The organism is Muriicola jejuensis (assembly GCF_010671595.1).
Lineage (GTDB): Bacteria > Bacteroidota > Bacteroidia > Flavobacteriales > Flavobacteriaceae > Muriicola > Muriicola jejuensis.
In genome coordinates, this window is record NZ_JAABOP010000005.1 from 69,816 (window position 1) to 95,719 (window position 25,904).

General features: G+C 50.2%; 20 protein-coding genes. 9 read left to right on the forward strand and 11 right to left on the reverse strand.

Annotated elements, in window-relative coordinates; genetic code table 11:
- Window positions 1–19: 19 nt before the first annotated feature.
- From GWK09_RS13585 to GWK09_RS13610, 6 genes are all read right to left on the reverse strand, one after another.
- Window positions 20–2,935 (reverse strand): glycoside hydrolase family 3 N-terminal domain-containing protein, encoded by a 2,916-nt coding sequence (locus GWK09_RS13585; protein ID WP_163694012.1) that lies wholly within the window; start codon window positions 2,933–2,935, stop codon window positions 20–22.
- An 87-nt stretch (window positions 2,936–3,022) separates the two neighbouring features.
- Complete coding sequence (locus tag GWK09_RS13590; protein WP_163694013.1) at window positions 3,023–3,505, reverse strand: ABC transporter ATPase; 483 nt, start codon at window positions 3,503–3,505, stop codon at window positions 3,023–3,025.
- Window positions 3,506–3,559: 54 nt separating this feature from the next.
- The gene (locus GWK09_RS13595; protein WP_163694014.1) at window positions 3,560–4,339 is read right to left on the reverse strand and encodes a (Fe-S)-binding protein; all 780 of its coding nucleotides are present in this window, start codon (window positions 4,337–4,339) and stop codon (window positions 3,560–3,562) included.
- An 18-nt stretch (window positions 4,340–4,357) separates the two neighbouring features.
- Window positions 4,358–5,686 (reverse strand): (Fe-S)-binding protein, encoded by a 1,329-nt coding sequence (locus tag GWK09_RS13600; protein WP_163694015.1) that lies wholly within the window; start codon window positions 5,684–5,686, stop codon window positions 4,358–4,360.
- 3 nt (window positions 5,687–5,689) lie between these two features.
- Complete coding sequence (locus tag GWK09_RS13605; RefSeq protein WP_163694016.1) at window positions 5,690–6,655, reverse strand: MlaD family protein; 966 nt, start codon at window positions 6,653–6,655, stop codon at window positions 5,690–5,692.
- Window positions 6,656–6,709: 54 nt separating this feature from the next.
- On the reverse strand, window positions 6,710–7,963 hold the full coding sequence (locus tag GWK09_RS13610) for an N-acetylmuramoyl-L-alanine amidase family protein (RefSeq protein ID WP_163694017.1): 1,254 nt from the start codon (window positions 7,961–7,963) through the stop codon (window positions 6,710–6,712).
- 131 nt (window positions 7,964–8,094) lie between these two features.
- Here GWK09_RS13610 and GWK09_RS13615 point away from each other — a divergent pair, with 131 nt between their 5' ends.
- Together GWK09_RS13615 and GWK09_RS13620 are read left to right on the forward strand one after the other, a co-directional pair.
- Window positions 8,095–10,803 (forward strand): putative LPS assembly protein LptD, encoded by a 2,709-nt coding sequence (locus tag GWK09_RS13615; RefSeq protein WP_163694018.1) that lies wholly within the window; start codon window positions 8,095–8,097, stop codon window positions 10,801–10,803.
- Window positions 10,804–10,821: 18 nt separating this feature from the next.
- Window positions 10,822–11,208 carry a RidA family protein gene (locus tag GWK09_RS13620; protein WP_163694019.1) on the forward strand — a complete coding sequence of 129 codons (387 nt, stop codon included), beginning with the start codon at window positions 10,822–10,824 and terminating at the stop codon, window positions 11,206–11,208.
- Here the strand turns inward: GWK09_RS13620 and GWK09_RS13625 are convergent.
- From GWK09_RS13625 to GWK09_RS13640, 4 genes are all read right to left on the reverse strand, one after another.
- On the reverse strand, window positions 11,201–12,052 hold the full coding sequence (locus tag GWK09_RS13625; RefSeq protein WP_163694020.1) for an N-acetylglucosamine kinase: 852 nt from the start codon (window positions 12,050–12,052) through the stop codon (window positions 11,201–11,203). The genes GWK09_RS13620 and GWK09_RS13625 overlap by 8 nt on opposite strands.
- 81 nt (window positions 12,053–12,133) lie before the next feature.
- Window positions 12,134–13,135 (reverse strand): type I glyceraldehyde-3-phosphate dehydrogenase, encoded by a 1,002-nt coding sequence (gene gap, locus GWK09_RS13630; protein WP_163694021.1) that lies wholly within the window; start codon window positions 13,133–13,135, stop codon window positions 12,134–12,136.
- A 12-nt stretch (window positions 13,136–13,147) separates the two neighbouring features.
- Complete coding sequence (gene pfkA / locus GWK09_RS13635) at window positions 13,148–14,137, reverse strand: 6-phosphofructokinase (RefSeq protein ID WP_163694022.1); 990 nt, start codon at window positions 14,135–14,137, stop codon at window positions 13,148–13,150.
- Between the two features lie 148 nt (window positions 14,138–14,285).
- A complete protein-coding gene (locus GWK09_RS13640) occupies window positions 14,286–18,749 on the reverse strand; it encodes a translocation/assembly module TamB domain-containing protein (RefSeq protein WP_239530943.1) in 4,464 nt (1,487 codons plus the stop codon).
- Between the two features lie 58 nt (window positions 18,750–18,807).
- Here GWK09_RS13640 and tsaD point away from each other — a divergent pair, with 58 nt between their 5' ends.
- The 6 genes from tsaD to GWK09_RS13670 all read left to right on the forward strand — a co-directional run bounded on the left by tsaD (window position 18,808) and on the right by GWK09_RS13670 (window position 24,029).
- A complete protein-coding gene (gene tsaD, locus GWK09_RS13645) occupies window positions 18,808–19,833 on the forward strand; it encodes a tRNA (adenosine(37)-N6)-threonylcarbamoyltransferase complex transferase subunit TsaD (protein WP_163694023.1) in 1,026 nt (341 codons plus the stop codon).
- 149 nt (window positions 19,834–19,982) lie between these two features.
- Window positions 19,983–20,252: a TfoX/Sxy family protein gene (locus tag GWK09_RS13650; RefSeq protein ID WP_239530944.1), complete on the forward strand. Its 270-nt coding sequence runs from the start codon at window positions 19,983–19,985 to the stop codon at window positions 20,250–20,252.
- Between the two features lie 12 nt (window positions 20,253–20,264).
- On the forward strand, window positions 20,265–20,972 hold the full coding sequence (locus tag GWK09_RS13655) for a 16S rRNA (uracil(1498)-N(3))-methyltransferase (RefSeq protein ID WP_163694025.1): 708 nt from the start codon (window positions 20,265–20,267) through the stop codon (window positions 20,970–20,972).
- Window positions 20,973–21,064: 92 nt separating this feature from the next.
- Entirely contained in the window at window positions 21,065–21,715 is a 651-nt protein-coding gene (locus GWK09_RS13660; RefSeq protein ID WP_163694026.1) for a DUF4159 domain-containing protein, read from the forward strand.
- A 3-nt stretch (window positions 21,716–21,718) separates the two neighbouring features.
- Window positions 21,719–22,819 carry an AI-2E family transporter gene (locus tag GWK09_RS13665; protein ID WP_163694027.1) on the forward strand — a complete coding sequence of 367 codons (1,101 nt, stop codon included), beginning with the start codon at window positions 21,719–21,721 and terminating at the stop codon, window positions 22,817–22,819.
- A 73-nt stretch (window positions 22,820–22,892) separates the two neighbouring features.
- Window positions 22,893–24,029, forward strand: a complete 1,137-nt coding sequence (locus GWK09_RS13670; protein ID WP_239530945.1) for a class I SAM-dependent methyltransferase — start codon at window positions 22,893–22,895, stop codon at window positions 24,027–24,029.
- Here GWK09_RS13670 and GWK09_RS13675 read toward each other — a convergent pair.
- Window positions 23,998–24,723: a M15 family metallopeptidase gene (locus GWK09_RS13675; RefSeq protein ID WP_163694029.1), complete on the reverse strand. Its 726-nt coding sequence runs from the start codon at window positions 24,721–24,723 to the stop codon at window positions 23,998–24,000. The genes GWK09_RS13670 and GWK09_RS13675 overlap by 32 nt on opposite strands.
- Window positions 24,724–24,785: 62 nt before the next feature.
- On the opposite strand from GWK09_RS13675, the gene GWK09_RS13680 reads away from it, so the two are divergent.
- Entirely contained in the window at window positions 24,786–25,901 is a 1,116-nt protein-coding gene (locus GWK09_RS13680; protein ID WP_239530946.1) for a glycoside hydrolase family 130 protein, read from the forward strand.
- Window positions 25,902–25,904: the final 3 nt, after the last annotated feature.

The window sequence follows — 25,904 nt, forward strand, 5'->3', positions numbered from 1 at the left end:
TTACGCTTAATTTCCTTTTTTACTTGATAATGGAGTCATAAATCGCCTGCTGTATACGCGTGCGCAATTCCGATTTGATAAGGAGGTTGTTGGTGGATGAGGGGTAGGTCCTATTCGACAAAAAGACATAGACGATCTCCTCCTCGGGATCAGCCCAGGTATACGTACCCGTGAACCCGCTGTGCCCGAAGCTCTTGCGGGAGACACAGCCACAGGTTGGACCATGGGGCTCCAGTTGGGGCTTATCAAAACCCACCCCACGCCTTACATCCTCATTACAGAAATAGCACTTGTTGAATTTTTCTATGGTCCTCGACTGAAGCAGGCGGTCACCCCCGTAATAGCCTCCCTGCAGGTACATCTGCATGATCTTGGCCACATCATTCGCATTGCTGAAAAGGCCGGCATGGCCTCCCACCCCACCCTGCATGGCCGCGCCCATGTCGTGCACGTAGCCCTGTACGGTCTGATACCTGTAATAATTGTCGATCTCTGAGGGTACGATGCGCTCCCTTTCGAAATAGTCCAGGGGCCTGAATCGGGTGTGATCGGCCCCCAGGGGCTTGTAAAACTTCTCTGTGACCAGATTATCAAGGGGTTCTCCCAGTTTTTCTTCTATGTACTTCTTGATCACGTAGTAGGGCACATCGCTGTACCTGTACCGATTCGATTTCAGGGACTGTCTCCCAATGCGGTTGTAGATGGAATCCCGGTAAGCATCGCTGAGATAAAGGTTATCGGTTACCTCTATGGAATACCCTGGCCCTGGACGGGACCGGTAGAACTCAGGGGATGGCTTTCTATTCTTGTCGAGGGTTGCCAGATAAAATGCGATCCACGAAGGGAGGCGCCCATAGTGACTCAAAGCCTTAAGTACTGTGACATCTTTGAGATTGGTAGTATCATAGGCGGGGATCAATTCCCCAAAAGTATCATTCAGGGAGATCTTCCCTTCCTCCTCCATAGACATAACAATGGGCAAGGTCGCCAGGATCTTTGTAAGGGAAGCCAGGTCATAGAGGTGTTCCGAATTGATGGAATCCTTCCCATCATAGGTGGGTTTCCCGAAATTCCGATCGTAAATAACCTTCCCCTTCCTCGCCACGAGCACCTGAGCTCCGGGGAACATCATGGAGTCAATCCCGTTCTGGACCAGCGTATCTACCCTTTTGAGTAGCTTTCGATCCATTCCTACCCGTTCCGGGATACTGTAGCCTAGCCGACCCAGTGACTTCCCTAGGATCCCGCTTCCTGCCTTGATACCTGATCCAAGGGAAACCGGAAGCTTTCCCCTGGCCGGAATGGCCCCGAAAATGATCTCTGCGGTCTTTTCCTGGGCTATTTCACTGTTCTGATAGCTGAGGACCAGGCCATCCAGATCGTCGTAATTTACCAGATCGAGCAGCGCATAGGGTTTAGCGAACACGGATAGGACGAGATTGAAACTCCGCTGCCTGCCCAGTTCCGCCAGCCAGAACAATTCCTTTTCCGAAAACTTATAAGGCTTCCAGGGACTCTCATTGCTTCTGTGGAAACCGACGATCACCAAATTGTAAGGCTCCAGGTTCTTCTTCAGCGCACCTATGTCCTTTCCTGTTATCTGAGTCACCTTTGTATATTTCTGAAGGGCCTTTAAAAAAGCGTCTCCGGAGTCGTCTCCCATTGAAACATAGGCGATCTTCTTGTTTTCGAGATTCTTGATTGGCAACAGGTCCACTTCGTTCTTCACGAGCGTGATCGCCTCTTCAAATGCCCGCTCATAGAGAAGGGAGTCTTCTATCGTATTGAGATCTTCGTAAAGGTTATCCAGGGGGATGGGCCTGTAGGCCTGTAATCCCGCCTTGTATTTGGCCATCAGGATCTTTTTTACAGACGTTTCCAGGCGGGATTCTGAAATCGCGCCTTCACTAAAGGCTTTTTCTATGGCCGCCCTTGCGCCTTGCAAATTCCTGGGCATAAGAAGGATGTCATTCCCGGCTAGAAATGCCTCCAAAGCGGCCTGGTCCTCTCCGGCAAAGCTGGTCACTCCATTCATATTCAAAGCGTCTGTGAGTATCAGCCCCCTGAAACCCAGGTCCTCTTTCAACGTCTTGGAAATGATGTTCTTCGAAAGGGAAGAGGGGCGTTTCTCATCCGGTTCCAGAGCTGGTACATTGAGGTGGGCCACCATGACCCCTGTCACGCCTTCCCTGATCAAATTCTTATAAGGATAGATCTCTATACTGTCTAGCCGCTCTTTCTCAAAAGGGATTACCGGAAGGTCCTTGTGTGAATCCACCTCCGTATCGCCGTGGCCGGGGAAATGCTTGGCACTGGTGAGAACCCCTGCCCTGCTCATACCACGTACAAAGGCAGCACCCTTCCGGGCGACGTTCTCCCGTTCTTCCCCGAAAGACCTGTTGCCTATGATGGGGTTCCGCGGGTTGATATTGATATCGACGTCAGGAGCGAAGTTGATATGGACCCCCAGGCGCTTTGCATGCGTCCCTATGCGGTATCCTATACTTTCGACCAGACTGGAATCGCGGATGGCCCCGAGGGTCATGTTCCAGGGATACGCAAAGGTGGAATCGAGCCGCATGGCCAGGCCCCATTCCGCGTCCATCCCAATCAAAAGTGGAATTTTGGAAACAGACTGGTATTCATTCGTAAGTCTTGCCTGGCGAACCGGGCCTCCTGTGGAAAAGATGATCCCGCCCAGATGCTCTTGCCGTATAAGGTCCCTGATCCTGTCTGTAGATTCCTTGCTCTGATCCGAGGCTACCAGGACCATGAACAACTGCCCAATCTTTTCCTGCAGGCTCATCTCCTTGTAGGTGTCTTCCACCCATACCCTCTGCTCCAGACTGTCAACCGTTTGTAAAGGGTCGCGCTGTGCCTGGGTCAACAGGGTAAAGGTCAGGATGAATACAAAGGAGCTATATATTTTCCGCATAGGCCTGTCTGGACATTGAATCTAACTAAGATGCATGAGAAATATTGCGTTTTTACAGGATAACACCCTGAAATGGCGGTAAATGGGCTAAATAAAACGGCCGTGCCAACTTTCAGAGGCAGGGACCTCCCAGTGTTCGAGGTATTCCTGCTTATTGGCCACCAGATTGTTGAAGACGATGGTGTTTTTCGAGATAGACTTTGCCTTTGCCATCTTCTTGAAATCCGACATGGATTTATAGGTAATGTAGTCGCCCTGCTTAAAGGAGACATTCATCCTGTCGAGAAGTTGTACACCAAAGCGTTTCTCCAGTCCCTGGATGAAATGGACCGAAGCGTCAATACTACATCCTGAGGCAGAGGCCAGAGACTGATCCAGCCCGATAATGATGAACCGGTTGTATTTGATCTCGTACCCCGCGTGCAGGGACGCCCCGTGTGCCGTCCATTGGGTCAGGAATTGGGGGATGAGTTCATCGAGTTCCTTCAACTCTTCTTCGGAAAAATTCCTGTCGGCCTGATAGACCCAGATCCGCGAAGTGTCGGGTAATTCTTCAAATGCCACTAACATAGTCTTGCTTTATTCATTTTCAATAGGCTCCAAAATCGTACCAAAATCACTCCATCAGAGATCTTCTGCTTTCGCCAACAATTCGGCTATATCCAACACCGCTATGGTGCCTTCCTTTTCCTTATTCTTTACCCCGTCTGTCATCATGGTATTGCAGAAAGGACAGGCCGCAGCGATGATTTCAGGTTGTGTTTCAAGGGCCTGTTCGGTGCGTTCGATATTCACCTCCTTATCGCCCTTTTCCGCTTCTTTGAACATCTGTGCTCCTCCGGCGCCACAGCACAAACCCCTTTGCTTGCAATTCTTCATCTCCACCAGCTCTGCATCGAGTTTGCGGATCAATTCTCTGGGGGCTTCATAGACGTTATTGGCCCTTCCCAGGTAACAGGGATCGTGAAAGGTGATCCTCTTTCCCCTGAAAGCGCCTCCCTGAAGGGTGAGTCGGCCTTCCTCCAGCAATTGTTTTAAAAATTGGGTATGGTGCACCACTTCGTAATCTCCCCCCAAGCCGGGATATTCGTTCTTCAGGGTATTGAAGCAATGCGGACAGGCTGTGACCACCTTCTTTACCCCATATCCGTTCATCACCTCTATATTCGTAACCGCCTGCATCTGGAAAAGGAATTCATTTCCGGCCCTTTTGGCTGGATCTCCGGAACAACTCTCTTCGGTTCCAAGGACCGCAAAGGAGACCCCGGCTTTATCCAGGAGCTTTACAAAGGCCTTGGTGATCTTTTTAGCCCGGTCGTCAAAACTTCCTGCACATCCGACCCAAAATAAAACTTCTGGTTCTTTGCCCTGGGCGAAGAGGGATGCCATAGTGGGTACATTCATTTTCTGCGTATTCTTTCGTTAAGCTGTTTCGTTAGCCCAGTTGAGCCGGTCCATCTGGTTGAACGGCCATGGAGCTCCGTTGTTTTCGATATTTCCCATCATGACATTCAGTTCGGCTGGAGCGGCCGATTGTTCCATGACCAGGTACTGCCTCATGTTCATAATGATGGACAGGGGGTCTATGCTCACCGGGCAGGCTTCCACACAAGCGTTGCAGGAGGTACAGGCCCACAGTTCCTCCCGGGTTATGTAGTCATCCAGCAACTGCTTCCCATCGTCCACAAAAGTACCTCCATTCTTGTCCAAGTTCCTTCCCACTTCTTCCAGGCGGTCACGTGTATCCATCATGATCTTCCTGGGGGAGAGTTTCTTACCCGTCTGGTTGGCCGGGCACTCACTGGTGCACCTGCCACATTCCGTGCAGGTGTAGGCACTGAGCAACTGTACCCAATTCAGATCCTTTACATCCGAAGCCCCGAATTTTTCCGGTGGCGGGGCATCTTCCGCCGGAGCGGCGAAGGGATCGGCATTTGGATCCATCATCAGGCGTACCTCCTTAGTTACTGCCTCGTTATTACTGAACTGCCCTTTGGGCTTGAGGTTCCCGTAGAATGTGTTGGGAAATGCCAATAAGATATGGAGGTGCTTGGAATAATACAGGTAATTCAAAAAGAACAAAATACCTGCTATGTGCAGCCACCAGGCTGTCCTTTCGATCAGGACCACAGTAGAGGCCGACATTCCCTCAAAGAGCGGTGTGATCCACTGGCTAACAGGGAAGGAACCCGCCTCTGTATAATGGGCCACTTCCATCCGTTGCAAGTGCAGGTCTGAAGCATTCATGGTCAGGAAAAGAGTCATGAGGATAAGCTCGATATAGAGGATCCAGTTGGCATCATTCTTAGGCCAGCCCTTCATTTCCGGTTTCACAAACCTGGCCAGGCGGAGCGCATTCCTCCTGAGCCAGAAAACCACCACCGCGACGATCACCAGCAGGGCCAGGATCTCAAAGGAGGCGATCAGGAAATCATAGAACCCACCCATGAAGGCGAATACCCTGTGGGTGCCGAGAAGACCATCGATCACGATCTCAAGCACCTCTAAGTTGATGATGATGAATCCCAGGTAGACTATAATGTGCATCAGCCCGGCGACAGGCCTAACGACCATCTTACTCTGTCCCAGGGCGATCCTCGCCATGTTCTTCCAGCGCTGCGGCCGGTTGTCGGAGAGGTCTGCCTTCCTGCCCAGCAGGATATTCCGCCTGAGTTTCTTTACATTTTTTGTAAAATAGCCAATACCAGCGATCAAAAGGGCGGCAAAGAGGATATTGGGAAGGTAGTCCATCAATTATTGCTTGTTGATTAAGGCAGGGTCGTTCTCAGGAAGGGAGTAATCGATCTGCTTTTTCCCGAAGACCGATACATTGACATAGCGTTTTGGATTGAGGCGGAAGTCCTGCAGGAGAAGGTCGAGTTCCCTGGAAGCCTCCGTTAGATTGTTGTAAAGTGCCTCGTCCTGCATCAGCTTGCCCATGGTACCTTCCCCCTTTTCGATCTTGGAGAGTATCCCATTGAGGTTCTTCATGGTAGCCTCCAGGTTGCGAACTGTCTCGCCGAGGTTGGCCGCTACCAGGGAATCGGATACCTTGGCAAAATTGGAGGTGAGTCGGTCTATATTGCCCATAGAGCTGTCTATGTGCATTTTGTTCTTGTTCAACATTTCATTCAGCGTGCCGGCGCTTTGCTGGAAGCTTTCCAACACGGCGGTCAGACCCCGAATACTTTCCCGAAGGTTCTTTTTGGTCTGGTCATCCAGAACGTCGTTGAAATTCATCAAAAGCGTATCTGCATTAGACACAGCCCCTTCCACCTTTAACTGGAGGGGGGTGAGTTTCTGCTGTACCAGTTCGGTAAGGCCGGGACGGGTGCTGGTCACCAGCGTATCCCCTGACCGGGCTAAAGGAGCATCGTCGAACACAGGGATGATCTGAATCCCCTTACCTCCAATGATTCCCGTATCGTAGAGTTCGGCCTTGCTGTTCTTTGAAAATTCAAAACTGCTGGCAACCGAAAAAGTCACGACCAGTTTCCCACTGTTGTCTTTGAACTGGATGTCGTTCACCTTGCCCACACTAAACCCGTTGATAGACACCTGGGTCCCCGTCTGGAGTCCGCCTACATTATCATAAACCGCGTAGAAGATCTTGCTGTCATCGAAGAGGGGGGACGATTTGAGATAGCTGAAACCGAGGATAAAGAGCAGAATGCCTCCAATAACGATGATGCCTGTCTTGATTTCCCTGGATAGTTTCAACTGAGCGATTTTAGGTTCCAAACAAAATTAGAAATAAATTCGGAAGGCAGGCCATTATTCATCTTCGTATTTCAGGGCGTCGTCCAGAGGTATGCGTTTCCCGTCCTTGTAAGCCACTATATAAGAGGTCGTAAAGCCTTTCATGTCGGCATTGTTCTTCAATAATTTGGCCCCCATATAAGTATCCGTTTCTCCGTACAGGTAGCGAAAGAGGTTGTTCACCGGTTCTTTGGAGATCTTGTTCAATCCTTTGAATTCGGGAGAACCCGGAGGTAGATTCTTGGAACTGGCCATGAGTTGTACCTTGAAGGTCACGCCTTCACGAGCAACCTGCATCCTGACTGAAGATGCTTCTTTCTCCCCTTCCTTCTTTGAACTCCCATCGACCTGAGGATCAACAGGTGTGGAAACTTCTTTGGAGGCTTGCAAGGTCTGCTCCGACTTGAGATCAGGGTCGACCTTTTTCGGGACCTCCTTTACTTCGGCCGGGGTTTGCCTGGGAGCGCCGTTTGAGATCACGGTCTGTTCATCCGGAATACTACCGCGGTATTTTACAATAGCTTCCGCAATGGCCTTGCCCATTTCGGCCTGTCCTTTGGCCGAATTGAGGTACTTCCCCTCTTCCTTATTAGTCAAAAAGCCCGTCTCTATGAGGACACTTGGCATAAATGTTTGGTGGAGGACGATAAAACCCGCCTGCTTCACTTTACGATCGTTTCGCTTCAGTTTGCCCGTAAAGTTGTCCTGTATGAGCTTTGCCAGGAGGATGCTCTGATCCAGGAATTCCTCCTGCATGATGGTAAGGCCTATGACGGATTCAGGGGAGTTAATATCGTAAGCGGCATACTTGGCTTCGTAATTGTCCTCCAGGTAGATAACCGAGTTTTCCTTTTTCGCGATCTCAAAATTCTGTTTATTGGCGTGCAGTCCCAGTACAAAAGTACCGGCCCCATGGGCATTGGAGGTGTGAGAATCGCAATGTACGGAAACAAACAGGTCGGCATCGGCCTTGTTGGCGATCTCCCCCCTGACGAAGAGGTCCACAAAGGAGTCGTCATCCCGGGTATAGATCACCTTGATCCCCGGTATTTTCTTGAGTTCCTCCCCTACTTTCAGGACGATATTCAGAGCAATGTTCTTCTCCATATAGCCATTGCCGAGGTTCCCGGGGTCGTGCCCTCCGTGGCCCGCATCGAGTACCACGACAAATCCCTCATCCCCTCTGTTCGCCGGAACCGGGTCTGCTGCCATGGCGTAAAAACATAAAATGAGGTAAAAACAGGCGAAAAAATGCAATTTTTTATTCATGGTAGTTCGCGAAATTACGCTACTAATCTTAGGTTAAAAATATCGTTCTCCGCCACGGGCAGAAGAAAAATATATGTAAGTTTGGCTTACAAAAATCAAGCCACATCACTACAAAAATAGGATATATAGCTTTGCAATCAAATAAACGGCTTTTTCTTTTCGCGGGTTTGTTTTTCTCGGTTGTGGCCCTGGTTTTTGCACAGGAGGACAAGATCAGGCCTCTGCCGATCAAGGCTGTGGAAGACAGCATACAGGCCCCTGCCCTGCCCCCTTCCCTCTCACAGGATACCGTCCGTACCGATTCCATCAGGGCAGATTCCGTCCCTAAAAAGCCTGCCCTCCTCCTAGACAAGATCAAGTACAAGGCCAAGGATTACGTGAAGCTCAGCCAAAAAGATCAGAAGGTCTACCTCTACAACGAGGCGGAGATCTACTACCAGGATACCGAGCTCAAGGCCGGGATCATCATCCTGGATTACATCAAAAACGAGGTGTATGCAGGGCGTTTAAAGGATACCCTGGGTAATTATTCCCAACTCCCCTATTTTAAACAGGGGGAGAATGTGGTCATCCCGGATTCCATCCGCTTTAACTTCGATACCCAAAAGGCAGTGATCTGGAATTCCAGGACCGAGCAACAGGCCGGTCTGGGTCAGCTGGGGAGCGATGCCATGAAGGTCTATGCGGAACGCACCAAGAAGGAGAATGATTCGGTGTACTTCCTGAGCGAGGGGAAACTCACCACTTCCAAAGATACCATAGATCCTGACTATTACATACGGGTGCGCAAGGCCAAGTTCGTCCCCAAAAAAAAGGTAATCGCAGGGTTCAGCAACCTCTATATCGTGGATGTCCCTACTCCCATTGCCCTGCCTTTTGCCTATTTCCCACTGACCGTAGGGCGGACTGCAGGGATCATGATGCCGACCTTTGGAAATGATCCGGACCGGGGCTACTTCCTGCAGAACGCGGGATACTACCTCCCTATCAATGACTATGTGGACCTGACCCTTACGGGCGACCTCTATACGAACGGGAGTTACGGGATCAGGGCGCAATCCGTCTATGCCAAACGATACCGGTACAGGGGGAATTTCAACTTCCGGTACGAAAACCAGATCGTAAGCCAGAAGGGGTTTGATGATTACAGCCGGGGGACGATCTACAACATACAGATCTCCCACTCGCAGGATCAGAAGGCCAATCCCAACAGTCGGCTTTCAGCCTCCGTAAACCTGGGAAGCAGCCAGTATTACAGGAATTCCCTCCTGCAGCAGAACCTGGCCCTCACACAGACCAACAACCTGTCATCCTCCATCTCCTATTCCAAGACCTTTCCGGCCTACCCTTCCGTGAATATGAGCCTGACAGCCACCCACAACCAGAACACCAATACCAACGTGGTGGATGTGACCCTCCCAACCCTTCAGGCAGCCATGGAGCGTGTTTTCCCGTTTGCCAAGAGGGATGGGATCAAGAAAGGGGCGATACAGAATATCAACTTTCAGTACGACCTCAATGCCAGAAACAGCATACGCACCAATGACGAAGATTTCCTGACGGCAAAAATGTTCGACGATGCCAAGGTAGGGGCTCGACACCGGATCCCGATCAGTACGAACTTCAAAGTGGCCAAATATTTTAGCGTCACCATGGGTGGAAACTACGAGGACATTTGGACCCTCCAAACCTTCAACCAGAGGTTCGATCCGGATACGCAAACCGTGGTGACCGATACGATCAGCGGCTTTGACCGCTACAACACCTATAATTTCAGCGCCAGTGTGGGAACTACCCTCTATGGTACGTTCACCTTCGGGGAGGATAAGAAATTCCAGGCCATACGACATGTGATGAGGCCCACGGTAAGTTATGGATACGCCCCCTCATTTGAACAGTACTACGACGAATACCTGAACGAGGTATCCGGGAACATCGTACAGTACTCCCGCTTTCAGAATACGATCTACGGGGCACCCAGCCTGGGGAAGTCGAATGCACTCACCTTTTCCCTCCAAAACACCCTGGAAGCCAAGGTAAAGGATAAGGACAGTACGGCCACTGAACCCAAAAAGATCCAACTGCTAAACAGCCTGAACTTTTCCACGGGCTACAACTTTGAGGCCGACTCCCTCAAGATCAGCCCGGTAAGTATGAGCGGGGGTACCAACCTCTTTAAGAACAAGATGTCCGTGAACTTCGGAGCCAGTCTGGACCCCTACGCCATAGACAACAACGGCCGGCGGATCAACACCTTTAACATCGATAACGGCGGAAGCCTGTTCAGGCTAACAACGGCCAGGGCCAATATCAGCTATAATTTGAGCAGTAAGGATTTTGGGAAGGACAGGGACAAAGAGGAGGAAGAGCAAGACCCTTACAATGGACAGAACTATGTGGCTGCCAGCGGTGGGCGGACGGACGACCTCTTTGGAACAGCCGACAATTTCAATGACAGCAGTTTTAAGAACCGGGATCCCGACGACATCGAGAATCCCAGGTATGGGGCCAAGATCCCATGGGACCTGCGTTTGCAATATGCGGCTACCTACAGCAACAGCAACCGGCAGAATGAGTTTTCCAATCACTCCCTGATGTTCTCCGGGAACATCGAACTCTCCCCTCGCTGGAGGGTGGGGGCATCCTCTGGCTACGACATCAGGAGGAAAGGATTTACGGTCACACAGTTGAGGTTTGAGCGCGACCTCAAAAGCTTTGTCATGCGCTTCAACTGGACGCCTTTCGGGGATTTCAAGAGATGGTATTTCTTTATCGGGATCAAGAGTTCCATCCTACAGGACCTGAAATGGGAAAACCGAAGTCAACCTGTAAGAAGATAATCACTAACAACCAAATACATGAGTAGCAGAAAGATCATCCACACCTCAAAAGCCCCTTCGCCCATCGGGCCTTACAGTCAGGCCGTGTTGGCCGGTAACACCTTATTCATCTCGGGTCAGATTGCCATGGATCCCAACAGCGGGGAGCTGATCTCGGGGGATATCAAGGCTGAGACCCGGCAGTGTATGGAAAACCTCAAGGCCATTCTCACCAAGGCGAGTATGGGGTTTGAACAGGTGGCCAAAGCCTCCATCTTTGTAAAGGACATGAAGCAATTTGCGGAGATCAACGAGGTATACGGGTCTTACTTTGACCCTGCTACTGCACCTGCCAGAGAAACGGTAGAGGTGTCTAATCTCCCCAAATTCGTGAATGTGGAGATCTCCATGATCGCCATCAGATAGTCTGTTTGTGGAATTCCACTAGTCCGTCTATAGGCCGTTGCCGGATCACCCCGGTGATAAGATCGTTCCTCTCCAGGACCATCTTTAATTCCTCTCTCAGGAACCAGGCGATACTTCCCACGAAGTGCACAGGTACCTTGGTGGCCAGTTCGAACTGCATGATGTAGTTGTTCACGAATTGCTGTAACCCCTTATCTATGACTCCTTTACAATAAGGGTGGTCCTTATTTTCGATGAGGAAGCGGGCAAAGGTAGCCAGGTAAGTATTGGGGTTGGGTTGTTTGTACAGATTCTCCTTGATCACATCGGGGTCCAGGTTGTATTCACTGGCGAATTTCAACCCAAGAGCCTGGGGCATCTTGTGGAAATAGTAATCCCGGATCAGTTTACGGCCAAAGAAGTTCCCGCTGCCGTCATCCATGGGAATATATCCCAGGGAGATCACTTTTTGGAACAACTGGTGCCCGTCGTAATAACTGCAATTGGATCCGGTCCCCAGAATACAGACGATTCCCTGATGACCTATTTTGGTGGTTGAATAGATGGCGGCATAGGTATCTTCCTTTACCTCTATCTTGGCCTTGTTAAAAAAAGCCTTGAAGATGTTCCTGAGGAATTTCTTCATCCGTTCCGTGCCACAACCGGCCCCATAGAAATACAATCGGCTTACCTTGTTTCTGTTCTTGGAGAGCTCAAAATTGTTTGCGAGCCTGTCCTCGATGACCTCGCGAGTAAGCACTTCCGGGCTCAGGCCGAGGGTCTGGGTCATAAAGACCTCATTCCCTTTCTCGTCAAGGGCGATCCAGTCTGCCTTGGTCGCTCCACTGTCTACAATTAGTATCATAGGTTATGGTGTAAAAAAGGAATCCTTAAAATAAGCAATATTTACCTATTCTAAGGATTCCTCAACTTCTGTTTTATAATCTTAGAGGGTATGGATATATTGAGCCAGGTCTACCAGTTTGTTGGAATAACCCGCTTCGTTGTCATACCAGGACACCACTTTAAAGAATCTCGGGTTGAGCTCAATACCGGCACCGGCATCAAAGATGCTGGTCCTGGCATCGCCGATAAAATCCTGGGACACCACTTGTTCTTCGGTATACCCCAGAATGCCCTTAAGCTCGCCTTCAGAGGCTTTTTTAAACGCTTTCTTGATTTCCTCATAAGAAGTTTCCTTTTTCAACCTTACGGTAAGATCCACAACGGATACATCCGCGGTCGGCACACGGAAAGCCATCCCTGTAAGTTTCCCCTCCAGGGCCGGGATCACCTTGGTAACTGCTTTTGCCGCTCCCGTAGATGCCGGGATGATGTTGAGCATAGCGCTCCTTCCTCCCCTCCAATCCTTTCTGGAAGGTCCGTCTACGGTAAGCTGTGTGGCCGTGGTGGCGTGTACAGTGGTCATAAGTGCTTCTTCAATGCCAAATGAATCGTTGAGCACCTTGGCCAGAGGGGCCAGGCAGTTGGTTGTACAGGAAGCGTTGGAAACGATCTTGTCTGAAGCCTTCACATCTTTGTGGTTGACCCCCATCACGAACATAGGCGCATCCTTGGAAGGGGCTGAAATGACCACTTTTTTGGCACCCCCGTCAATATGGTACTGGGCCGTTTCCATAGTAGTGAAGATCCCCGTGCATTCCGCTACGATATCTACCCCTACGGCATCCCATTTGATGTTTTTCGGATCCCTTTCGGCTGTGATCCGGATTGTCTTTCCGTTGACTACCAGGTTACCGTCCTTCACAGACACCGTTCCGTCGAACCTGCCGTGGACGGAATCGTATTCCAGCAGGTAGGCCAGGTGTTCTACATCAAGCAGGTCGTTGATCGCTACTACCTCTACACCGTCTCGTTTTGCGATCGACCTGAAGACCAATCTACCAATTCTACCAAATCCGTTAATTCCTATTTTCAATGTTGCCATGTTTGTTTTTATTTAAGTGGACATTATATCGGATACTCTGATGAGCTCCTTATCTATTTTTGTTTTTCCTTTGATCGCCTCGCTTAGGGGGGTAAATGCGATATCATCGTCGAGTATACCTACCATAAGGTTGGATTTCCCTTCAAGCAGGGCTTCCACGGCTTTCACACCCATTCTGCTGGCCAGGACCCTGTCAAAGCAGGTAGGCGCTCCTCCCCTCTGCATATGGCCCAGAACACATACCCTCACATCGTAGATCGGGAGGTGCTCCTCCACGTATTCCTTGAGCTGGAAGACGTTCTTACCAGTGGTCTTATCCCCTTCTGCGACCACTACGATACTCGATGATTTTCCGGTAAGCTTACTTCGCTTCAGGGATTCCAGCAGCCTCTCGAGGCCGAGGTTCTCCTCGGGGATCAGGATCTCTTCCGCTCCTGCACCTACGCCGGCATTCAGGGCGATATGGCCCACGTCCCTTCCCATGACCTCCACGAAGAAGAGTCGGTGGTGTGAACTGGCCGTGTCCCGTATCTTGTCAATGACCTCCATGGCCGTATTGATGGCCGTATCGAAGCCCAGGGTATACCGGGTGCCAAAGATATCGTTGTCGATCGTTCCGGGGATGCCGATGACCGGCATGCCGAATTCCTCGTTAAAGAGGAGGGCCCCGGTAAAGCTTCCGTCGCCCCCGATGACCACCATGGCATCCACGCCTTCGGACTTCAGCTGGTCATAGGCCTTTTGCCTTCCTTCCCTGGTTTTGAATTCTTCACACCGGGCCGATTTAAGGATGGTTCCGCCCTTGTTGATAATATTATTCACACTTCGGGCATTCATCGGGAGAAAATCGCCTTCTATCATCCCTTCATACCCCCTGTAGATACCTACGCACTCTATCTTCATGAATGCGCAGGTCCTCACAACAGAACGTATGGCGGCGTTCATTCCCGGAGAGTCGCCCCCGGAGGTAAAGACCGCTATCTTCTTAATTTTTGTATCCATAAAAATTATCGAATCCCAAAAATAACAAACAAATATCAAATCAGCACCTTAGCTCGGGCTTAATTGCCTGTTTATGCCTAATCAAACGATGTAGTTTAAAAAAAAATCAGGAATCCCTGTATGGTTTTGCGAAGTGACTAAACTGCTCTCAATCCTTGATGGGGTTGGTATTGGTTTTCTGATAGAACCTGACCACGCTGTCCCTCCCCATGGTCCCCTGTTCTTTTTTGAGCCTTGAATTTGATTTTCCGGCTTCTTCCTTGGGCTGAAACACCTTCCTGAGCAATTCGTTAAAAGTGCTGAAATCGACCTCATAGGACAGACCGATCCCCTGGGTATACCCGGTCTGGTTGGCCAGGAATTGCTGGATCTCATTCTCCCGGTTAAAGATCTTTGCCCTTAAGGTACCTTCCTCATTCAAAAGCACCTGCACCTCTACATCCCCAGCGACAACGGTCTCACTAACCCCACCAACAGGTACTCCAAACCGGCCATTAAGCAGCACCCGGTCGCTGAGACGGGTGGATACGGTCACCCCAAGCCTATTTTCAGTTTGTACCTGACTGGGATCCAGGGTTCCCTGTTCCAGGGAAAAACCGAAGTCGAATTTATCGTTACCACCTCCCAGCAAAGAGTTGACGAGTCCGGAGGCCGTCTGTATCAGGTTCCCCGTCACCGCCTGTTGGTTGAGTCCGCTGCCCTCATCCACAAAGGTACCCTGGGCGAGCAGGAAAAAGGCATTGCGCTCTTCTACGGTAGGATCCTGAAGTTTGTATTCCAGTTCGGACTGGACGATGGAACTCGTGCCTGGAAATTCAATATTAAAGTCGATCGTCGGCCGCTCCAGTTCCCCTGTTAGTAGTACCACCACGTTGGTGGGGATACGCCGGGTGACCCCTGAATTGTCGAGCAAGGGCGCAGGGTTGGCATTGAGGGAATACACCGCTTCCATGTTAAGCTGGGCTGCCAGAGGGGTTCCATCCCAAACGATACTACCTCCGGGCTTCACAGTAAAGGATTTGTCGATCACCCCGCCAAATCTGTAGTTATAGGTTCCGGTCACCACCACAAAATCCCCGAACATATTGAATTTGCCGTTGGTATTGATCTCGATAAGGAGGATACCTTCCCCGGTTCCTCTCAGGGAAGAGCCCGTTTTCTGGTCTACCACGATCTCTACTTCCGCTTCGGGTGTAACGTCCAGGTCAAAATTCAGTTCCAGACCTTCGTATTCCTTAAGAGTTCTTTCGAGCTCAAAGGTCCGTTCGTCCTTTTTCTCAATAAAATTGATAAAGGAATAATCGCCCACGGAGGCCACATCGCTCAGCGGGATTTTCAGGGAAGTGCCCGCGGCCGTTTCCCCCTCAACCTTGATGGTCAGCGCCCTGGTAGGACCGAAGATCCTCCCGGTACCCCGGAGGAAGCCCGTACCGTAGTAAAGGACCTCTTCTTCATAGGGAGTGTTCAGGATCAATAATCGATCTCCCCTTGTGTCGACAGCGAGATCGAGACTCCAATCGTCCCAGTACTGATGTCTGATGGTCCCGTCCAGGGTGGCAGTAGTATTCATGGCCACATCCGTGAGCTGGATGTTCTCGAAATCAAAGGTCTGGTTATAAAGCCTGACGGATGAATTCGGGCCAAAACCGTAATCGACATTGAGGTAGGGAATGGCGATCCCCGCCCGATCCAGCGTGAGCTGCCCACTGATGTTCGGGTTCCGTATGTCTCCTCTGATCTGGGCAGACCCGTTGACGAGTCCGCGTATGTTCGTGATGACCCCTTCGCCAAGCGGACTGAAAGGTTCCAGGGTAAAATTCGTAAAATTTGCCATCAGGTCGGCATCAGGCACTTCATCCTTATTGGTGAAATTCCCCAGCAGGCTGAACTTTTCCCTTCCATTGTCCGTGATCTGGGTATTGACGACGTATTCCGTAAGGTCGCGGTTCCCCACGATCCCAATGCTGAGCTCGCCCAGGAGTATATCATTAATCCCAAAATCCGTGATCTGCAAGTTACAGGACGGAAGATAGATGTCGTCCTTCTGGAGGATGTTCAGGGTTCCGTCTATCTCACCCTGCAGGCGGAGACTGTCAATTGCCGGGGCGATCTTGTTGAGGGAAACCAGCCTGAAATCGAGTTGCAGGTCCTTGTAGGTCGAGTCTGCGAGTTCGCCCCTGAGCCGGATCTGTTCCCGGTTGTTGTTATTCATCACGATCTCTTCGATCTGAATACTGTCGAGAGACCGGTTGATGATCACCTTGTTCTTCTGGTCTCCATCCTTGTTCAGGACCCAGGTGTTGCCCTTAAAATTGACATCCGACCTCTTGAGGCCGATCACCGAACGGTTCTGAGCGTTGAAGGTGTGATAGAAGTTCAGATTATAACTGTCATTGTATTCGCTCCCCCCTTTGAACTCCGTCCTGAAGAACAGAGTATCCGCCAGGGTCGTATTGATGAGGTTGAAGTCCTTGAGATCATAGTAGACCGACTTCACCTCTGAGACGGAGATGTAGGTATTGAATAGAGGATTTTTATTATCGATCTTGACGTCTATGCTGTCAAAAACGTTGTCGAAGGCAGAGATCCGTGGGGATTTGAAATTGAGTTTGAAATCCCCTTCATCAGCGACAATATTCCCCCGTATAAAAGTATTGGGATCAAAGGCCACCTGGGGGAAGAAAACATCCACGATCTTGTTGTAGATCTTGAAATTGAAATCCAGGACCTGCCCTTGAGAGATCTCAAAGGGCTTGTAATTTGTGTAAATACTTCCGATGGAGTTCCTCAGGAGTTTATCGAGTTCGTTCACCCTGAACTTCCCCCTCATAAATCCCGTGATGATATCCGGGGAATTGATCTCAATGGTCCGTACGCTGTCTGTGTCAAAGGAGGAAACGACATTGAAATCCTCGAAATAATAGGTGTTGTTGACGTTCTTGTAATTCGTGTTGGAAAAAGAAATATTACCCACCACGTCGTCCAGGCTACTCCCTGAGATATCCATGTTCACATTGCCCTTGAAGATGGAAATACTGTCTTTGATAAAATTCAGGAGCTTCAGGTCTGCATAGGCGACCGAAGCGTCGAAGTTGAAGTTGTTGACCGTTCCCCCAAAATCTGCCAGCCCTTTGAACGTAAAGTCAAAATTGGGGTCCTTGGATACCAGGGAACCGTCAAAGAGCTGGTCCTTGAGGATACCCGACACCGAAATATCCCGGTAGTCGTAATTGTTGAATCCCAGGTTGTACACCTGCCCGATGATCTCTGTATTCAATTTTTCCTGAACAAAACCCTGGCCTTCGACGTTCACGTCCATGGATGCCCGACCGAGATTGTCATCCCCTGCAAATTTGCCCAGATCAAAATCGATCAGGGAAACAAAACCCTTGTATTTGGCATCGTTAATATTATCCACGTCCGTCAGGGACAAGTCCACATAACTGTTCCCGAGATAGCTGTTGATATTGACTCTGGCCTCGACAGAGGAAAGGGTGATAGTGGCATCGCCTCGCACGGTAAATTGCCCGAACCTGGAGAATGCCGGTGGAATGGAGGTCCCCAATACATCAGGCATGAGCGAACGCATTTCATAATAGCTGGTGGTGATATTCTTTATCCCGGCCTTGAGCACAAAGGGCTTTTCGCTCTCAAACAAGTGCTTAAAGTTGAAATCGCCCCGGATCCCGGTATTCTCGGTGGTGAGCAATAGATCATTGACATTGAGGTCGTTCAGCACACCGTTCAGGGAGGCGGAAAAGAGCACTTCCTTTCCGGTACCGAACTGGTTGCTCAGGGCGTTTACCTCATCCAGGGAAATCTGAGAATCCACAAAGTTGGCCGTCAGGTTCACTTTGTTGAGGAAATCTGCAAAGTCCTCCCGGTTGTAGTCGAATACCAGGTTTCCGGCAAGGAGGGATTTAGGAGTTTGGAGCTGAAGGGAATCGAACCTCATCTGCTGCTTAGTGTATTTAAAAGAGGTGTCGAGCTTGTTGAGTTCAATACCGGTCCTGCTGACGAATTTGAGGTTCCTGATCTCGGAAGTCACTTCCGGGCCGAGGATCTGAAATGTCTCCGCATCCAGATTAAGGTCCCTGAAATTCAGAATTTCCTCACTCTCCAGGTTTTCATCGATCAGCCGGAACCTGCTATTGATGATATGGATGTCCGATGAGGAGAGGAAGAAGGGAGGGCTTCCGGGGTCCCTGGGTTTGTTGTCGTCCAGCTTGGCGACAAAGACGTCGAGGTTGGTGTTGGTCTCCCCTTTGTAGGTTCGCAGTTTGAAGTTTAGCCCCTCAAGATCGATCTCACCAAACTCTAGACGCCCGCTGATCAGGTTCCTGATGCTGAGGATAGAGGTATTGAGCTCCTGGATATAGATCAGGGTGTCCTGACGGTAATCCTGGATAAAGATCCCTTTGAGGGCCGTGTCCCAGGAGATCAGGGAGACCCGTAAGCGGTCTATGTTGATATTGGTCCCGAATTCGTCGTTTATGGATTTGGTGGCGTATTTAGCAAGGCGGGTCTGAACCGCAGGTAAGGAGAGAATGATGGAACTAAGGACCAAGACCAGCAATACTGCCAGCAGTACTCTAATCCCTATTTTTCTCAATTTTTTGATAGGACGATATGATTTACCTTTGTGCGACCAATAATTATTCCAAAGCTAGGTGAAAAATCAAAATATATACATACTGGCTATCGAATCTTCTTGTGACGACACCTCGGCGGCTGTGATGCAAAACGACACCACCCTGAGTAATGTTGTAGCTACACAAAAGATACACGAGGAATACGGGGGTGTGGTCCCGGAGCTCGCTTCGAGGGCGCACCAGCAACATATAGTCCCTGTGATACACCAGGCCCTGGCAAAAGCAAAGATCGACAAAAATCAGCTCTCAGCCATAGCTTTTACCCGGGGTCCCGGACTTCTGGGCTCCCTCCTGGTGGGCACCTCCTTTGCAAAATCCCTTTCCCTGGGTCTGGGAATCCCCCTCATTGAGGTGAACCATATGCAAGCCCATATCCTCGCTCATTTTATAAAGGAAGAAGGAAGCAGGAACCCTGTATTTCCCTTTCTCGCGATGACGATCAGCGGGGGACACACCCAGATCGTGCTGGTAAGGGATTACTTCGAGATGGAGATCCTGGGAGAGACCCTGGATGATGCGGTGGGTGAAGCTTTTGACAAAACCGCCAAGATCATTGGCCTGCCTTATCCGGGTGGCCCCCTTGTAGACGAACTGGCGCAAAAGGGAAACCCCAGGGCGTTTCCCTTCCCCAAACCCAAGGTTAAAGGACTGGATTTCAGTTTCAGCGGTCTCAAGACCAGCATCCTGTACTTTATCCAGAGGGAAACCGCCCAGAACCCCGACTTTATCGAACAGAACAAGGAGGATATCTGTGCCTCCATACAGTATACCATCGTCTCCATCCTCATGGACAAACTCAAAAAGGCGGTCAAACAGACCGGCATAAAGAGGGTCGCCATAGGAGGGGGCGTATCCGCAAATTCAGGGATAAGGGCGGCCCTGAAAAAGGCCGAAAAAGATTCGGGCTGGCAAACCTATATCCCCAAATTTGAATACTGCACAGACAATGCCGCCATGATCGGGATCGTGGGGTACCTGAAATACAGGGAGGCTACTTTTGCGGATCAGGGCATATCAGCCAAAGCGAGGTATGACATCCCGTAACATTGAAAATACCCGGGAACCCCATTTGGGAAAAAGAGCTATATTTATTTTTCTTTGATCACAAGTTTTTGTCTATGCCGTTTGACACTGTCCTCGCAGAAAGGATTCGAAACAGTTTACAGGCCTTTCCGGGCCCCATCCGAAATGACATGAGCGAGAAAAGAATGTTTGGCGGCCTTGCCTTTCTCCTCCGCGGGAAGATGACCGTGGGAGTTATCGGGAAGGAAATGGTGGTCAGGATCGTCGGGGAAAAAATGGAGGGTATCCTTGGGATGGAAGGCGTCAGACCCATGGATTTCAACAAAAAACCCATGAAGGAATTCGTCTTTGTTTCTTCGGAAGCGATGGAGCATGAGGAAGAACTCTCAGGGTGGATTTCCCTGGGTATCGAACACGCCCGTCGTACATTAAACCTTTGAATACCACATAGCATGCAACTATTTTACAATCCGGAGATCTCCGAGGAGACCAAAGAGTTCGATCTCGGCCCAGAGGAAAGCAAACACCTTCAGAAAGTCTTGAGAAAAAAAGAAGGGGATACTTTCCATATCACCAATGGTAAAGGCTGGCTGTTCGAGGCCAGGCTGGAAAAGATAAGCCCGAAAAGCATTCGGGCCATGGTCCTCTCTTCCGAAAAAAGGCACCGCAAGATGCATTCCCTCCATATGGCCGTTGCACCTACAAAAAGCAATGATCGTTTTGAATGGTTCCTCGAGAAGGCTACGGAAATCGGGATTGACGAGATTACGCCTATCATTTGCAAGCGTTCAGAACGCAAGACCTTGAAAATAGAGAGGCTTCAGAAGGTGATTCAGGAGGCCATGAAGCAATCGCTCAGGACCTATCTCCCCGTGCTGCACCCTCCCGTTTCCCTGGAGGAGTTCCTGCAGACCCCACACCCCAGTCTGCGCTTTATCGCCCATTGCCATGAAGAGGAAAAAATGGAACTCAAACGACGTATTGCGCCGGATAAACGGATCACGGTCCTGGTAGGTCCCGAAGGGGATTTTACGGAAGAGGAGGTAGACATGGCCTATGATAAAGGATTCCTGCCGGTATCCCTGGGCGAAAGCAGGCTGCGGACGGAGACCGCTGCTATTTACGCCTGTACCGCTGTTGCCGTTTTTAATAGCAGATAGAGAACCCGGGCTTTAAAGATATGAGGATACGTGCGGCCTGTCCGCGTTGAAACACATATTGATTACCTTTGAGACTTAGATACATACGTCCTATGCGCACCTTTTACATACTTGTCCTGCTCCTGTTTTCACTGGTTCCAGTTTCGGGGACATCACAGGAAATTGCGGTATTGAAGTATAATGGAGGGGGCGACTGGTATGCCAATCCCACCGCCCTGCCTAACCTGATCCGTTTTTGTAACCAGGCCATCAAGACCAGGATCAACCCCAAGCCTCAGACCGTAGAGCCGGGCAGCCCTTTGCTATACCAGTATCCCTTTGTCCATATGACCGGGCACGGAAATGTCTATTTCAGCGATGAGGAAGCAAGGAACCTCAGGACCTACCTGCTGGCAGGGGGATTCCTGCACATAGACGACAACTACGGGATGGAGCCCTACCTGAGGAAGGAACTAAAAAAGGTATTCCCGGACAAGGAACTTGAGGAACTCAGCCCGGAACATCCCATTTTCAGCCAGGAATTTCTATTTCCTGAAGGGTTGCCCAAGATCCATGAGCACGACGGGAAAAGGCCCCAGGCACTCGGCATCTTTGACGAAAACCGGCTCGTCCTGCTTTTTACCTTTGAGAGCGACCTGGGGGATGGATGGGAAGACCCTCAGGTCCACAACGACCCTGAAGAGGTTAGGTTAAAGGCACTCAGGATGGGCGCGAACATTATCCAATACGCATTTAAGAACTGATCTATGAATTCCAGAACTATCTCAAATGGTATTTTACAGGCCACGGGTATCCTCCTGGGCCTGGGAGTCTTATTGTATTTCCTGTATCAGATCCGGTCTGTTCTGGCCTACCTCGCCATGGCAGCCGTGGTGGCCCTGATAGGCAGGCCGGTGGTGCTTTTCCTCCGTAGAAAACTGAAATTTCCCAATACCCTGGCCGTGATCTTTACCATGGTCCTGATGATCGGTGTGCTGGCAGGGATCATCGCCCTCTTTTTTCCCTTAGTGGCAGAACAGGCTGCAAATCTCTCCCTGCTCAACATCGAGGAACTAAAGAGCAACCTGGCGACCCTCTACCAGGAGGTCATCCTTTATTTCGGTGCCTCTCCGGACCAGGTCAATGACCTCATCAAGGGCACTGACCTTGAAAAAAGTATTTTCAGCGGACTCGACATAGGCTTTATCCCCAACTTCCTTAATTCCTTTCTTAACACCCTGAGCGCAGCCAGCATTGGTCTGTTCTCCGTTCTTTTCATTTCCTTTTTCTTCCTTAAGGACAGTTCCCTCTTTCAAAGGGGATTGCTCACCTTTGTACCGGACAACAAGGAATCCGGTATGTCTAATTCCATCCAGAAGATCAACGGGCTCTTATCCCGCTATTTCGTAGGCCTTCTCTTTCAGATCCTGATCCTCTTTGTCATCTATACCGTTACCCTATTGTGGGTGGGCATACCCAATGCCATCGTCATCGCATTTTTATGCGCCCTCTTCAATATCATTCCTTACGTTGGACCCATCATAGGAGCTGTGCTGATGGTCACCCTTACCATGACCTCCAACCTGGGTGCCGATTTTACCGAATTCATATTGCCGAATACAGGGAAGGTTATGATCGGATTTGTCATAGGCCAGCTGGTCGACAACTTCTTTTCTCAGCCCTTCATTTTTTCTAACAGCGTCCGATCTCATCCCCTGGAGATCTTCCTGGTCATCATCATCGCCGGACTGCTTTTCGGGGTCGTGGGTATGATCATAGCAGTGCCGGGATACACCGCCATCAAGGTGGTTTTAAAGGAGTTTCTCTCTGATAACAAGATTGTGAAGAGGCTTACCCAAAACTTATAGTTTCAGTTTGAATAAAAACATTTTAAAAACTGGTGTACAGGAGTTTATAGAAAATAATTACGGTACTGACATCATGTCAGTTCTCCTTTCTAAGCCCGTTTTTCCGGATATCTCACCCCAGGAACTCGCCCAGCAACTCTCGGGAAAGAACAAGGCAAAAAATAAGCTGCCTACCTGGTTCCAAAAACCGGGAATCTACTACCCTCCCAATGTAAACCTGGAACAGACCTCTTCGGAAATCACAGGACGCTATAAGGCCGAGCTGGTTAGAGGGGAAACCATGGCCGACCTTACCGGTGGGTTCGGGGTGGACACCTATTTTTTCAGCAAGGCCGTACCCCTACTGATCCATTGTGAATTGGACGAGGAATTGCATGAGATCGCCCAACACAACGCCAAGGTATTGGGTGTCTCGCAAGTGCAATTCCACCATGGAGACGGTATTGCGTTTCTAAAGCAAACCGATAAGACCTTTGACTGGATCTTTCTCGATCCCGGCCGGAGGACTTCTTCCAACAAAAAGGTCTTCCTGTTGTCGGACTGCGAACCGGACGTTATCCTGCATCGGGACCTGCTGCTGCACAAGGGAGCACAAGTAATGGTCAAGACCTCCCCTATGCTCGACCTGAAGGCCGGTATCGAGCAGTTCGGGTCCGTTGCGGAAATTCATGTGGTGGCGGTGGAGAATGAGGTAAAAGAACTCCTGTGGATCCTCCAAAAGGACGCGACACAGGAAAAAATCGAGATCACGGCAGTGAACCTCACAAAAGGAAGAAAAGAAAGCCTGGAGTTTCGTTGGATAGACGAAAGGTCCGCAGCCTGTTCCTTTGGCCCACCCCTGGATTACCTGTATGAACCTCATAGCGCCCTCCTTAAAGCAGGGGCGTTTAAAACCGTGTGTAAAACCTATGCCGTTGACAAGCTCCACGAGCACAGCCACCTGTACACTTCACGCGAACACCTGTCTTTCCCGGGTCGCAGCTTCAGAATTGACCAGGTGATCCCCTTCAATAAAAAGAATCTGCGTCGGCTCAAAGGGGAAAAAGCGAATGTAAGTGCCCGCAATTTTCCCTTAAGTGTGGCCGGGATCAGGAAGAAATTCGGGATAAAGGACGGAGGAGAGGTCTATTTATTTTTTACTACAAATAATATAGGCGAAAATATTGTCATTCAATCTTCTAAGATTTCATCCCCGGACATTCCCACTTAAAATTCGCCACCTGATCCCTGGAAGCCGCACCCAGGTTGTAATGCCACCATTCCGTGCGGACCGACCAGAATCCGTGCTTTTCCATAACACCCTTTAACAGTGTTCTGTTTTCGATTATCTCTTTGGGTAGTTGAAGGTAATCATGGTGAGCCTCCCTCCCGAAAAAATCGAACTCGGTTCCCATGTCCAGCACCTTCCCGTCGAGCGTTTCCAATGTGATGTCGACCGCGCCTCCCCTGTTGTGAATCGAACCCTTCACCGGGTTCGCCACATACTGAGGGTTGGGAAAGATCTCCCACATTTTAAACTGTACCGAATTGGGCCGGTAACAGTCGAAGAATCGAATGCGATACCCTTTTTGCATCAACTCTTTGTTTGCCTCTATCAATGCTTCAGCCGTCTTTTTGCGCGTATAGCATTCCGCACAATCATACACCTGGGTCTTGAGGAAATTGTTATCTGTGGCATACCTCAGGTCATATGAAAATTCAGAGGAATAGTCGGCCAGGCGCACAAAGGTGGTATCTGTCAGAGACTCCAGAGGAGGCGGAGGTTCTTTGGTATCCGGCACCGGTATGGTATCCGAAGAGATCATCGGGGAGATCTCTGAAGACTTATCTGTGATCTTAGGTGCTTTCTCTATGCAACCCAAAAACAGTAGGAGCAAGATCAATCGGAAGATAACGGATTTCATGGTTTTTCTATGATCGCAAGGTACTCGGTCACAAAGATACGACCGAAAACCGTATCTTTCCTATGATGAAAAAATGGCCCATGACCAAGACCTGGATTATCGTTCCCTCATTGACGTTCTTCCTTTTACAGATGGCTATGGGGCAGGACCCCTGGCTCCTGGGCTTTGAAAAACCTCCCTTCAACCCCATTCTGGCGGCAGACAGTACTGCGCAATTCACAGATCCGTTGAGCGGTGCTACCGTACACTGGCAGAAGGCGGATGTTTTCAACCCCGGGGCCATCGTCAGGAACGATACCGTTTTTCTTCTCTTCAGGGCCGAGGACGATCCGGATGCAATCCTGGGAGGGCGGACCTCCAGGATAGGCCTTGCCTACAGTACTGACGGCCTGCAATTCGAGAAATATGCCCATCCTGTGCTTTTCCCGAGCAAAGATGGCTTTGGGATCTGGGACCAGCCGGGAGGGGTTGAGGATCCCAGGGTCGTAGAACTGCCCGATGGCACCTATCTCATGCTCTACACCAGCTGGAACAGGAAGGTAGCCAGGCTCTCGGCAGCTATCTCCAACGATCTCAGGGAGTGGGAAAAGAAAGGTCCTGTATTTAATGCGGCCTACGGCGGCAGATTCATGAATGCCTGGAGCAAGTCGGGTTCCGTGGTCACAGAACTGGTTGATGGCCGGTTGGTCGCAAAAAAGATCCTGGACAGGTACTGGATGTACTGGGGGGAGCTCTTTATGAATCTGGCAAGTTCCGAAGACGGCATACACTGGGAGCCTCTGCTCGATGAACATGGAGACTTGCTCCGCGTATTCGAACCCACGCTCAATGATTTTGACAGTCACCTGGTAGAACCCGGACCACCTGCCCTGTATACAGAAAATGGTATACTGGTGCTTTACAACGGCAAAAACCTCAGCGGGGAGGGAGCCGGAAGCACCGTCCCTGAGAATACGTACTGCGGCGGGCAGGTGCTTTTCGGAAAGGAAAATCCGGCACGCTTCTTAAGACGGCTGGAAGAACCTTTTATCTGCCCCAGCCTGCCCCATGAGGTGAGTGGGCAGTACGAGGCCGGCACGACCTTTATAGAAGGGCTGGTGTACTTCAGGGACCAATGGTTCCTCTATTACGGCACGGCTGATTCCATGGTAGGCGTGGCCGTAGCCCGGGATGATTAATGC